The organism is Chryseobacterium sp. VD8 (genome assembly GCF_037149975.1).
In the GTDB taxonomy this organism is placed as follows: Bacteria; Bacteroidota; Bacteroidia; order Flavobacteriales; family Weeksellaceae; genus Chryseobacterium; species Chryseobacterium indicum.
Genome location: NZ_JBBCQL010000135.1, coordinates 1 through 12,098, shown reverse-complemented (window position 1 = coordinate 12,098; position 12,098 = coordinate 1). Strand labels below are relative to the sequence as shown.

The window sequence follows — 12,098 nt, the reverse complement described above, 5'->3', positions numbered from 1 at the left end:
GATTTATTCTTTAATTTTTTAAGATAAATAACCGCCGCTTCATTGTATAAACCTCCGTCTTCCAGTGTTTTTGCCCCGCGATAGTAATCTTTCATTAAATTCATGTATACTTTTGCCGCTCTTTTATAATCTTTTTCGCTGATGTATTTCTGAGCCAGTTCTTCGTATTTATTCCTGATCTTATCGAAAAGGGATGCTTCCAGATAAAAATTTCCTCCTCCGTTTCTGCCTTTTCCCGAAGAGTTGCTTTCTTTTTCCTTTTTTTCCAGCTGCATCAATACTCCGAAAATAATCAACGCAACAACAGCAAAAATGACTAAAGTTCCGATTACACTCCAAAAACTCTGATGGAAAAGCTGCGCCAGAATTCCGATCATTTTGATGATGGCGAGAATAAAAAATGCCGCCAAGAATTTATCTGTAAATTTCTGTCTATTCATCTTTGTCTGAATTAAAAATAGTTTCATCTTCGCTGAAAAGACGGTAAAGAAGCAATACAATGCCGATAATAAGAATCCATACAAACCAGTTGTAGCCGAACATTGCGATCAGCGGATAGAAAATATACGCCAACATGGCAACCAGAATAATCATTAGGAAAATCTTGGTTCCCGCCGGAACATTTTCACCGCCTATATTCAGTGATTTTCTATTGACGAAGAAAGAATACAGTCCTACCGCTCCCGTCATTGCAACAATTAGCCAGAAAATTTCTGTAAAAGAGGTGCTTTTTTCTTCCGGATTACTTTTTTCAGCGTTCAGTGTCGAAATAGCAGGCGGAGTCTGTGGAAATTCTTTCGTTCCGTACAGCCTTCCCAATGAATCTTCTACCAAAATGGCTTTCTTTTTCATAATGGTTTTTACAACTCCTTCATCGGCAGGTTTCCCTGAACCTGATTTTTGAATGGAATCTTTAATTTTCTCTCTTATTTTTCCTTCATTCTGAGCCAGATATTTTACAATTTTCTTTCGGTACACTCTTTTTAATGAATCGGTTGCCGCATCTGTTTTGTCATTCAGCTTAAAAATATCATTCTGAATTTTATCAAGCGGTCTTCCTCCATTCTTGAGATATTCCTGATAACTTTTTTCACCCGGTTTGCTCATGCTTAGAGAGGCATTCATATGTTCTTTCATCAGTTCTCTCCGCTTTTTTCCGTACATGGAGTCGATTTTCATATCAATATCGGTAACTCCTGATTTGTACGCCACTACGGGAGCCATCATTGTTTTATCCGGAGTCTGAACTTTGCCTGAAGAAATTCCAGAAGATTCTTCAGGTTTATTCTTATTAAGATTCATGAAAACTCTGGCTAATCCGATCATTAAAAGAACAACCCAGAATATCCAACGGTAATTTCTACCGGAAGATTTTCCGTTAAAATCGTCTTCATCTTTTTTACCAAAGAGTTTTTCGAGCCATGAATTTTTAAATTTAAAAATCCCGAAACCATCACCTCTTGAAGTTCCCATAATATCCAACGGAACGCCAAGTTCTACTGCTCTGTCAGGATATTTTTCGATATATTTTAGATATTTTTCGATTTCCTTTTTATTTCCCGTCATCACCTTTTTCATGTCAAAGGGAAGATTTTTCATCCATTCTTCTTCGGTTTGCGGTTTTTCGAGAGATTCCAGAACTTTTTCATCGTCCATTTCAACGGTAAAACTTTCGATTTTCTGAGGAATCTGAACACCTTTTGAAGTTTTTCTTACTTTATCTTCCGAGATTTCCGGATTTTGAATGATGGAAATCCAGTCGATTTCTTCATTTAATTTAACCAGACCAAATTCAGGATGCATGATGAGATATTCCGCATCGATATTCTGCCACTCTTCAGGATTTACTTTCGGATAAAAGACCGTGTTTTCAGGAATGAAAAATCTATTGTCGACACATTGAAAATAAGAATTTCTGCCAATTTCATTCGGAGCCAGATTTTTAAATACCAAAAAACATCCGTACAAAATATTCGGTTCTGTGGAAGGAATCGGGAAAGACTGAACTTCATGTAAATCTATTCCTAATATTTCCATTTCATGAAGCCATACAAGCGGTGAAGAACCTTTGATTAAAAGTCCTTTTTTGGGGTAGTTATTTTTCGGAAAAGGTTTAATTCTAAGTTCCATATTCCCAAATTTGATCTATAAACCGTTCCATATATTCAACATACATTTCTTTCATCGTTCGCACTTTCAAAAGTGTATTCTGTGGCAGATAATATTCTGAGCCTCCGAATTCCGTGTTGGTTGCCAACGCCAGATTTCCGTATTCTGTGGAAGGAATATAAAATTCGGGGATATTTTTGTTGCTGCTCTTAAAAGTCAGTATTCCTCGATTATCTGTGATAATTTCGCTTCCGTCTGAAAAGGTAAATTTGTTTTTATTCTGCTCCGCACAGATTTCCAGCGGATAATTATTTCTGTAAAACGTGATGGAATCTTCGTTATATAATTTGTTTAATTCGTTATTTGAAATGACTAGCTTTTTTTCTGTATTGATTCCGATATTGTGGAAATTATTAAGGATTTTTAATCCACTGTGGATTAATTTGTTAAGTTCAGATCCAACTCTTAAATTATTTTTATAAATTTCTTTCTCATTCACAAATGCCTCTTCAAAACTAACATTTCCATCTATAGCAATTTTATTGCTGTAAGGAATATCATCCAAATGCAGATAAAAACTTTTATTAAAGTATATAAGTTGACTTTTAATAGGTATATTTCTTCCTGTCAAATTCAGCTCAGAATATTCTTTAGTATTTAAATTTAATTTGGAAATCAGTTTTTTATCGGGTTGATACTGGCATAAAATAAAGTCTCCCTGCTTATTTTTTGCCAACGCAAACTGACCTTTTGGCTTTACAGAAATATCATCAATTAAAACTTCGCACCCATGATGCGTTTTATACGTGTCATAATAATTCCTGTTGTAATAATTGTCTGAAAGATAGGTTCTCAGCAACTGTTTTTTATTGCTTAAAATAAAAAATTCCCCTTCATAGAGAAAGGTTGCGATTTTATTGATTGGCGCAGGAAACAAAATCGGATAATTGAATGGAACATTTGCTTTTTTGCCGTTTCCTGAAAATTTACTTTCCCTCCTCTGTCTTCTTTCCGGCGGATTTGCCCACAATTCCTGCAACGGAAGCATGATTTTCTGGATATGCTTTCTTGTTCCTTTATGATATTTGTAAAAGTTCAGTTCACCGTTTGCAGAAGTTGTCACCAAAAATTTCAGGCGGTCTCTGTTTTTGTGAATGATTTTCTGAAGATTTTGATGGCTTAAATTTTCCTGATTCGTGATGAAAAAAACTTCCAGATCTTTTTCTTTATGTTCTTCATTAAAAAACTTTTCAAGTGCGCCTGAAACTTCCAGAACCGGACTTACATGATTGAGATTTTCCACTACTTCATCCACATTATCCAGAGACATCGGGATGATATTCTGTCCCAATGCAAAAACTTTGCATTCTGAAAGTGCTTTCGGATGTTTGATGACCGCAATTGCCGATGCAAACCCCAAAACTTTTGGAGTTCCCCAGTTTTTCAGGGAAGTATCGATTAGAATAATTCTTTCAAAAATATTTTCTTCGGGCGGAATTTCTCTTTGGATAAACAATGCTTCATTGTTCGCAACACGGTTCATGAAAATTTCATCTTCATTGGCAAATTCAGACAAAAGCATTCTGTGAAGTTCGCCTTTATTCGTCATATCCGAGATTCCTCCAATCGGCTGTTCTCCGGGCGAAAGATGACGCATCGGGATTTTCAGACCGCTCCAGATCCTTTTAATTAAACTTCCGACCTGAAACGTTTTCGGCTCTTCAATGAGTTCCTGAATAAAATCTTTATCGGTTTCAACCGTGGTTTCTTCTTCAACGACTTCATCTTCAAGCTCCGAAATATCTGTGAAACCTTTCATGGCATTGATGATGGATTTTCTAGTCGGAAATTTATTCTGAAGAAGCGCTAAAGTTTTAATATCTCTGTTAACCGCAATGGAAGTTAGAGGCTTTTTAACAGCAGCTTCGCCGATGATGTGAGGCTTAGTTTCAAATATTTTTAAGATTAACCCTGAATTTACCGAGGAAACCCGATTGTGACTGTCTTTAAAAATGGTCTGTAAAAGAATGATTTTATTCTGTCCCCGCTTTACAGAACTTCCGATACTGCTCAGATTTTCTAAAAATTTAATGGCAAGATCTACATCGGATTCATTTTCAGCGAAACGATCTTTCTGTCTGTTCAGATAATAAAAAACGCCGTCTAAGTTTAAGTAGCCATCATGAAGCGCATACAAAACAAGCAATAAAGAACCGAAAGGCGGAAGCCCCTGTTCTTTAAGTTCCTTAAGAATTTCCATTACGTAAGGTCTATACGCAATTGCGCCTACATTCGGAATAGAAATAAGGTTGTTTTCATTATATCGGGTGTCGTCCGGAACATCTTCATCGGTTGTCCACTCCCAGAAATAATTGATATATGATTGGAAATATGCAATTATATCCATTCCTGTGATTTTTCAGTCAGTCGGAACGAGCTTACGGATAATTTGCGGAAATCTTCTTTATTTAGGTACAGAACATTTCCGTTTTCGTTCCATAAAAGCCACTGATCGCGACCTGCGTTATATTTTCTCTGTAATAAAGAGCTCATGTTTTTAAATTCAAAATCGTAACCTGTCGGTAAAAGATGTCCGTCTTTTGACCAAAATGTTTTTCCCGGAAAACTTAATAAAGGAGTTCCGATCAACAAAGCATTGTCATTAATCACCATCCAGTTGATTTTCTCCAGCTTAAATTTCGGCAGTGTGATTAAGGTTTCCCTGATTTCTTTTATTGAGCATAACAATGCTGTTGCGGGATGCTCTTCTTCGCTTGGTTTCAGTTTAATTTCAATTTTTCCGTCAATTCCGAAAAAATTATGGTTGAATGATGGGAAAGTTAATCGCAAAGCTTTATCAATGGGAGTCCAAAGCAAAGCCGTTCTCATTTTTTTGCTCGGAACCAGAGCCTCTTTCCGGAATAAAAGTCCGTCTCTTAATTCATAAAGCAGAAAATTCGGCAACTGTTGAATTTCAGAGGAAATTACCTGTTCATCGGTAAAACCTTTCATCCAGACAACATCTTCCTCCAAAGCGATCTGAACATTTTTCCAGTCACGGATCGAGCCCAGAACATCTTCATCTGCACGCGGAATTTCTGCCCAGAATTCTTTTAGACCGTTTGAAGAATCTTTTGCCATAGATTTTCAATTTCCTGTTGAATGTACTGTTTCTGCTCAGGGTTTCTGATCCACTCGCATCGCGTCTGAAGGTATCTTAATTTATCTTTAATGACATTCTGCTCTTCAAAACTCAAAGATCCCTGATTCCATTTTTCGACTAAGATTTTTACGTCTTTCATCACTTCTTCCGGATTCGGCGTTTTGTTTTGCAATGCCTGCGGATGAGATTTCGGATGGTCATCTTTTTCAATCGTTCTGTTGATGATTCCTTCGAGAATTTCAATCTGTTCTTCGGTGTCCCAAATATGTTTCAGCACCCATAAATCTGATAAAATGGCTTCATTTCTGCCACAAATTAAAGCACTTGCCGCGATAAGGTTCTGTAATTTAACGGCTCTACGGTCGGAAATGGCAATTCCTGTATTTCGGAGACTGATGATGGTGTTTAAATAGACTTCGTAAATAGGTCTTAAATCAACAGTTTTACACAAATTCTGCAGTTCTTTTATTTCGTGGGAAAGAATTTCGGGAGTTTCTGTTTCGGTATTATTTTCCAGTTTTCTTCCTGCTAAAAGCACCTGATGAAGAAGGTCGGGATGTACATAATCTACATTAATTCTGATGAGAAAACGGTCAAACAAGGCGTTCAATGCTTCGTCTTCAGGAAGAACGTTACTCGCTCCCACGAACATGAGCGCAGGAAGATGTTTGGTTTCTTTTCCTCTCTTAAAAATCTTTTCATTTAAGGCCATCAAAAGGGAATTCAGAATGGCTGAATTGGCATTGAAAATCTCATCCAGAAAAACCATAGATGCTTCGGGCATCATTCCTTCGGTATTGGTTAATAATTCTCCTTCTTTTAATTTTCTGATATCAAAAGGTCCGAAAATTTCGTTCGGTTCGGTGAAACGGGTTAATAAATATTCGAAGTTTTTTCCGTCTTTCACGGTTTTTGCCAATGTTCTTACAATGGCAGATTTTGCGGTTCCGGGAGGTCCGTACAAAAAGGCGTTTTCTCTTGCCAGAAGACAGATTCCCAATAAATCGACGACATCGTTTTTTCCGACAAATGTGTCTTTAACGTGATTAAGAACGGTGTTTATTTTTTCTATATTCTGAGTCATTTGTTTTTATGTTATAATTTTTGACTTCTTTTTTTAATCGCAATTGTTTTTTAACGCAAAGTCCACAAAGTTTATTTTGAATACTAACTGTTTTTAAGTTCGCAAAGGTGTTCTACTTAGCAAAGGAAACAAAGATCTTTTTTTCTTATGATAATAAAACATTTGTATTGATACTTTTCAGATGTTTTTTAACGCAAAGTCCGCAAAGTTTTTATTTACTTTCTATATATTTTAACCATTAAGATTTATTAAGGGTTTAAGATTAGTTAAGAGAAATAAATTTCTTAAGCTTGACTTTAATTTGCTTGCAAATTCTTAATTCGTCTTAACTTCTTAACTATTCTTAATGGTTTAATTTTTTGCGTGATTTTAGGTTTTAAACGCAAAGTCCGCAAAGTTTATCTTGACAACTAACTGCTTTTAAGTTCGCAAAGGCATTTCATTTAACAAAGCAAGCAAAGGTCTAAATTTATTGTTATTTTTCTTTTTTGACGTAAATTATTGTTTTTTTTGAACTGTTTTTTAGCACAAAGTCCACAAATTTTTTATTTACTTTCTATATATTTTAATCATTAAGATTTATTAAGGGGTTAAGATTAATTAAGAGAAATAAATTTCTTAAGCTTGCCTTTAATTTGCTTGCAAATTCTTAATTCGTCTTAACTTTTTACCTATTCTTAATTGTTTAATTTTTTGCGGTGATTTTTGGTTTTTAACACAAAGTCCACAAAGTTTTTTTTGACTACTCACTGCTTTTAATTTCACAAAGGTACTTCGACAAGCTCAGCATAAACTATTCATTTAACTAAGCGAGCAAAGGTCTAAATTTATTGTTATTTTTCTTCAAATTAAAAGTTTTCGTTTTATTTAATAAAAAATCTTAGCAGGGAAAAGTAGATAAACTGGCTTATCGTCATTGCAAGTAAAATATCAATATAAAATGATAGCGGAAACATAAAAAAAGTCAGATCGTATACAAAATAAAGCACAATCAGAATACCCAGACTTATAAATCCCAAATATTTCCAAAGTGATGATATTGAATTTGACAGCAAAGAAATAATCATCAGCAATAAAACGACAAAGCACAGAAAGAATATCCTTCCATACATCTGATAATTTTTTGCAATAACAGGAATCAGTTGATTATAATCTATCTTTTTCGTAATCAGTTGATAAGCAATTACTAAAATCTCTCTGCAAATTTTAACAGGATTATATCCCAAAATTAAAGCTACCGAAAAAAGTACAAAAACAAGTAAAGCATGATAAATATAATTAAGTTTATTTGACCTTTTCCGGGCATTCTTTAAGATCTCTTCATCATCCAGATTCTCTTCATCTTTAAATTCTATCGAACTTCCGGGAATATATCCGAAATTAATTTTAATGCCATTCTTTAAGGTGTAACTGTATAAAGGTTTACCAAAATGCATCAGCATAGAGATGCCTTTTATGTCTTCCTTCAATAAAAATTTATTGATATAGTACGGAACAACACAGAATAAAAACATATAGGAAGCAATAAGAATTCCTGTTATAAGTGCCGAGTTTATTTCCATATTCAGTTTTTATTAAAAAAATTCCACCAGCTTTTCTTTTTTGGCTTTTCTGTTTTTTCTTCTTCTTTTTCTGCCTCTGCATTTCTTTTGTTGAATGAAAAAGCAATTCTGCGGTAAGGAACAGAAATATCGAAGTAAACATTGGAACCATCATCAAGCGTAAGAACATCCATTATTTTATTTTCATCTTTAACGAGCCTCTGCATCTTATCTTCTTTATTGAAGTGATACCTTATGAGATCTCTTTCATCAGAAATTCTCGTAACAATGTAAGGTGAATCTTCTGTGCCATCGCCCGTTTTTTCGATACATTCAAAAATGATCTGTGCAATCGTCATTTCAATATTCATTGCTTTTTCGTCGCCCAGTTCTTTATAGGCAAAATATTTAAAGATATGAACACTCGGACTGAGCAAAATATTCACGTTTACATATTTTACGACTTCCTGAAATTTTCCTTCATTTAATAATTTCTGAATATTTCCTGTATCTTCGGAATAAGGATCATATTCCGGATCGTTGATTACGAGTTCTCTACACTTCAGAAAAGTTTCTCTGGTAGGATCGCTTAAAAATTCAAATACTTTTTCGTAGGTTTCCATTTATTGGTTATTGTTTTTTTGTCTTTTTCTGAAAAAACATTGTTTTTAACACAAAGTCCACAAAGTTTTTTTATCAACTAACTGTTTTTAAGTTCACAAAGGTACTTCGACAAGCTCAGTATAAACTATTCACTTAGCAAAGGAAACAAAGTTTTTATTTACTTTCTATATATTTTAACCATTAAGATTGATTAAGGGTTTAAGATTAGTTAAGAGAAATAAATTTCTTAAGCTTGCCTTTAATTTGCTTGCAAATTCTTAATTCGTCTTAACTTCTTACCTATTCTTAATTGTTTAATTTTTTGCGGTAATTTTAGGTTTTTAACGCAAAGTCTGCAAAGTTTCTTTTAATTATTTACTGTTTTTAAGTTCGCAAAGGCATTTCACTTAACAAAGTAAATAAAGATTTATAATTAATTTATTTAATAAAAAATCTTAATGATAAAAAATATAAAAACCCGCTTACGGTAATTGATATTAGAAAATCTATATAAAAGCTAATCGGCAGTTCAAAATATTTGAGACCCATTACAACATAAGATCCTAAAATCAAAAACATGACCAGTATATTGGTAAAGACCGAAAATGGTGCTAATGCCAAAAGAAATGATACAAAAACAAAATACGTCATTGCCGCAAAAAACAGATAAAAATACTTCCAATACGTTATATATTGGCTGTTTACCATTGCTTTAAATTCTGAGAAACTCTGCTTTCCCGCTATAAGATCATAAAAATTTTCTACCAAATCTCTGAAAATAGTTATCGGGTTATATCCATACATGAGGCTTACAAAGCTTCCGACCACAATAATTAAAACCATTGTGACCACCTGCAACAAAGATATATTTTTAGCAAAATTTCTGAAATATCTTTTTCCTTCAGGAGAATCTAATGAAAAATCTTCCAGATGGAATTTAAGACCATAATTAAAAGGAATATAACCAAAGTTTATTTTTACTCCGTTTTTTAGGCTGTAGGAATAAAGAGGTTTACCGAATGTTGAAAATACGTGCACTTCCTCTACTTTCAATTTTAAAAATCTGCTGCTCAAATAATAAGCAAAAATGCAGAACAGAAAACCGTAAGTCGAAAAAATGATACCGAGAGTGAAAGCTGTATTTATTTCCATATTTAGTTTTTACTTAAAAAATTCCACCAGCTTTTCTTTTTTGGCTTTTCTGCCCTTTTACCTTCCGATTTTTCTTTATCCAAGAGAAATTTAGACCTCTTATAAGCATCGGTAATATCAAAATACAATTCAGAACCGTCTTCAAGAGTTAATACATCTAAATATTTATCTTCATGCTGAATTAATCTTTTCTGAAGATATTTTTTGCTTAAACGAAGCTCCAGAAGGTCATCTTCATCGGAAGCCCTGATAACAATATAAGGATTTTCTATAGTTCCGTCTCCTGTTTTTTCTATACAATTCAGAATATTATGACAGATAAATACTATACTTTCTGCGGCTTTTGTATTTCCTATCTCATTTAAAGAAATAAATTTTAAAAAATGTGCTCTTGGACTTAATAAAACATTAATGGTAACGTAATAATTCAATTTATCATATTCCTTATTTTCATATAGCTTTTTCATGATTTCCAAATCATCAGAATCAGGATTGTAATCAGGATTAGTGATAATCAATTCTCTGTGTTTTAAAAAATTTTCTTTTGTAGGATCTGCCACAAAATCAAATACAGTTTTTTCTCTCATTCTCTTAGGTTATTGTTTTTTAGTTTTCTAAAGAACTTCTGCTTTATCGTTTATTTTTAAACGCAGAATCCGTAAAATTTTAACGATTTATTGTTTTTAGTTCTTTCCAAAATACATCTTTATGCAGTCCAAATTCAGCAATTAACAACTGATTGAGGTAAGGAATTTCAGCAAGTTGATAGGATTTTTTTTCTACAATTCTTTCCAGATACAATTTTCGGTAGGTTTTGTCTTTTAATTCTTCTTCCCAGTTGATGTCTTCGAGATCCAGATCCATTCCTACTGCTGAATAGTGAAATTGTTTCAGAATATTTTCCAGCATTTTCACCAAAGGATCTTCCGGATCTGAAACCTGTAAAGCAGAAACAATCTGTGGTAAAAACCGGAGTGATAAATCTGCGGAAAGGATGCCTGAAACATCTCTTTTCCCTTTGAAAGACGGAATCAGTTTATTTAAATCTTTAGCCGTATTTTCTCTTATTAAATGAAGCTGCGCGCTGTGATAGACTATTTTGGCAGCCCAGACTGCTGTTTCAGTATCGCAGACAAGTGTGTCGGATAAAAATTCAAGCCTTTCTTTCTCAAACTCAGCCTGAAAATAATCTGCGGCATCCTGCTCTTCTTTTTTGGAAATTTCATGGATATCTGAGAAAATGGTGATGCATTCTTCTTTTCGAAGCAGAAATAAAGTGTCTAAAAAAGCTGATTTTTTTTCCATCATTTAACAAAAATAAAAAATATTCTTTTCGAATTGAAAATTTTGAAGGTAAGTTGATTATAAATCTTTAATTAAAAAACCATTGTTCAAGGATTAAGAAATCACAATTTTATATCTTTGCCCTTTCAAATAAAAAATTATGAGTATCCACATCAGTGCAAAAAAAGGAGAAATTGCTAAAGTTGTTTTACAACCCGGAGATCCGCTGCGTGCCAAATATATTGCGGAAAACTTTTTGGAAGATGCTAAACTGGTAAGCCAGACCAGAGGAATTTTATATTACACAGGGTTATACAAAGGGAAAGAAATCTCTGTGGGAGCAAGCGGAATGGGCTTTCCAAGCATCGGAATTTACTCTTTTGAACTTTTTACAGAGTATGATGTAGATACGATCATCAGAATCGGAACCTGCGGTGCGTATACCACAGATCTGAAAGTGTATGACCTTCTGAATGTGGAAAATGCAGCGAGTGAAAGTACCTATGCAAAATTCGCATGGGGAATTGAAGAGGAAAGCATTTCTCATCAGGGAAATATCTTCAATACCATCAACGAAACGGCAAAAGAAATGTCTCTAACGGCAAAAGCGACGAACATCCACAGCAGTGATATTTTTTACAGAAAAGATCCTGCAATTCCAGCCATTGCTGCAAAATATAACTGTCCGGCGGTAGAAATGGAAGCTTTCGGACTGTTTGCCAATGCTAAACATTTAGGAAAAAATGCGGCAACGATTCTTACGGTTTCGGATATTATTCCTACCCACGAAAATATTTCGGCAGACCAGAGAGAAAAGGCTTTAAAACCAATGATTGAGCTTGCTTTGGAAGCGGGGATTAAGAGTTTGTAAAAAAGTTGCACAGATCTGTGCAATTTTTTTTATTTCTAAGATCATACTTTCTCATCGATCATTATATTTTCTTCACAAATCGTTTTTGAGCATTCATTGAAAGTATTTGAAAAGTCATCAGCAATTTGTTTCATCTGCTCTGTACTGATTACAGAAGTATTAAACCTCCAGTTGGTATAAACTAATCCATTTGATTTTGACAAAAAGAAAAGGGGCTCAAGCTCAAGAAAAATCAAATCAATATTTTCAAAAGTGTTTATTTTTTCTTCTTCACAGGTATAAAAATCAACA

The 12,098-nt window shown here is 33.9% G+C and carries 11 protein-coding genes and 1 pseudogene; 1 reads left to right on the top strand and 11 read right to left on the bottom strand.

Annotated elements, in window-relative coordinates; all coding sequences use genetic code 11:
- The 10 genes and pseudogenes from WFK35_RS14540 to WFK35_RS14495 all read right to left on the bottom strand — a co-directional run.
- Positions 1-440, bottom strand: a pseudogene (locus WFK35_RS14540) (hypothetical protein); the annotation flags it as partial.
- Entirely contained in the window at positions 433-2,130 is a 1,698-nt protein-coding gene (locus tag WFK35_RS14535) for an APC family permease (RefSeq protein WP_336733161.1), read from the bottom strand. The gene WFK35_RS14535 and the pseudogene WFK35_RS14540, both read right to left, overlap by 8 nt.
- Positions 2,120-4,516 (bottom strand): hypothetical protein, encoded by a 2,397-nt coding sequence (locus WFK35_RS14530; RefSeq protein WP_336733160.1) that lies wholly within the window; start codon positions 4,514-4,516, stop codon positions 2,120-2,122. Before WFK35_RS14530 ends, WFK35_RS14535 begins: the two co-directional genes overlap by 11 nt.
- Positions 4,507-5,250 carry a hypothetical protein gene (locus WFK35_RS14525; protein WP_336733159.1) on the bottom strand — a complete coding sequence of 248 codons (744 nt, stop codon included), beginning with the start codon at positions 5,248-5,250 and terminating at the stop codon, positions 4,507-4,509. Before WFK35_RS14525 ends, WFK35_RS14530 begins: the two co-directional genes overlap by 10 nt.
- A complete protein-coding gene (locus WFK35_RS14520; protein WP_336733158.1) occupies positions 5,223-6,356 on the bottom strand; it encodes an AAA family ATPase in 1,134 nt (377 codons plus the stop codon). The genes WFK35_RS14525 and WFK35_RS14520 overlap by 28 nt, the downstream gene beginning before the upstream one ends.
- 863 nt (positions 6,357-7,219) lie before the next feature.
- On the bottom strand, positions 7,220-7,918 hold the full coding sequence (locus WFK35_RS14515) for a hypothetical protein (RefSeq protein WP_336733157.1): 699 nt from the start codon (positions 7,916-7,918) through the stop codon (positions 7,220-7,222).
- Positions 7,919-7,920: 2 nt separating this feature from the next.
- Positions 7,921-8,520: a DUF4919 domain-containing protein gene (locus WFK35_RS14510; protein WP_336733156.1), complete on the bottom strand. Its 600-nt coding sequence runs from the start codon at positions 8,518-8,520 to the stop codon at positions 7,921-7,923.
- 418 nt (positions 8,521-8,938) lie between these two features.
- Complete coding sequence (locus tag WFK35_RS14505) at positions 8,939-9,652, bottom strand: hypothetical protein (RefSeq protein WP_336733155.1); 714 nt, start codon at positions 9,650-9,652, stop codon at positions 8,939-8,941.
- 2 nt (positions 9,653-9,654) lie between these two features.
- Complete coding sequence (locus WFK35_RS14500) at positions 9,655-10,239, bottom strand: DUF4919 domain-containing protein (RefSeq protein ID WP_336733154.1); 585 nt, start codon at positions 10,237-10,239, stop codon at positions 9,655-9,657.
- A 79-nt stretch (positions 10,240-10,318) separates the two neighbouring features.
- Positions 10,319-10,957 carry a hypothetical protein gene (locus tag WFK35_RS14495; protein WP_336733153.1) on the bottom strand — a complete coding sequence of 213 codons (639 nt, stop codon included), beginning with the start codon at positions 10,955-10,957 and terminating at the stop codon, positions 10,319-10,321.
- 139 nt (positions 10,958-11,096) lie between these two features.
- On the opposite strand from WFK35_RS14495, the gene deoD reads away from it, so the two are divergent.
- Positions 11,097-11,807: a purine-nucleoside phosphorylase gene (deoD, locus tag WFK35_RS14490; protein ID WP_336733152.1), complete on the top strand. Its 711-nt coding sequence runs from the start codon at positions 11,097-11,099 to the stop codon at positions 11,805-11,807.
- A 41-nt stretch (positions 11,808-11,848) separates the two neighbouring features.
- Here deoD and WFK35_RS14485 read toward each other — a convergent pair.
- A partial coding sequence (locus WFK35_RS14485; protein ID WP_336733151.1) for a hypothetical protein occupies positions 11,849-12,098 on the bottom strand: 250 nt, incomplete at its 5' end.

Bases quoted from the DNA above. Each gene is read 5' to 3' on its own strand.
- WFK35_RS14535 (WP_336733161.1), bottom strand. From the start codon at position 2,130: ATGGAACTTAGAATTAAACCTTTTCCGAAAAATAACTACCCCAAAAAA.
- WFK35_RS14530 (WP_336733160.1), bottom strand. From the start codon at position 4,516: ATGGATATAATTGCATATTTCCAATCATATATCAATTATTTCTGGGAG.
- WFK35_RS14525 (WP_336733159.1), bottom strand. From the start codon at position 5,250: ATGGCAAAAGATTCTTCAAACGGTCTAAAAGAATTCTGGGCAGAAATT.
- WFK35_RS14520 (WP_336733158.1), bottom strand. From the start codon at position 6,356: ATGACTCAGAATATAGAAAAAATAAACACCGTTCTTAATCACGTTAAA.
- WFK35_RS14515 (WP_336733157.1), bottom strand. From the start codon at position 7,918: ATGGAAATAAACTCGGCACTTATAACAGGAATTCTTATTGCTTCCTAT.
- WFK35_RS14510 (WP_336733156.1), bottom strand. From the start codon at position 8,520: ATGGAAACCTACGAAAAAGTATTTGAATTTTTAAGCGATCCTACCAGA.
- WFK35_RS14505 (WP_336733155.1), bottom strand. From the start codon at position 9,652: ATGGAAATAAATACAGCTTTCACTCTCGGTATCATTTTTTCGACTTAC.
- WFK35_RS14500 (WP_336733154.1), bottom strand. From the start codon at position 10,239: ATGAGAGAAAAAACTGTATTTGATTTTGTGGCAGATCCTACAAAAGAA.
- WFK35_RS14495 (WP_336733153.1), bottom strand. From the start codon at position 10,957: ATGGAAAAAAAATCAGCTTTTTTAGACACTTTATTTCTGCTTCGAAAA.
- deoD (WP_336733152.1), top strand. From the start codon at position 11,097: ATGAGTATCCACATCAGTGCAAAAAAAGGAGAAATTGCTAAAGTTGTT.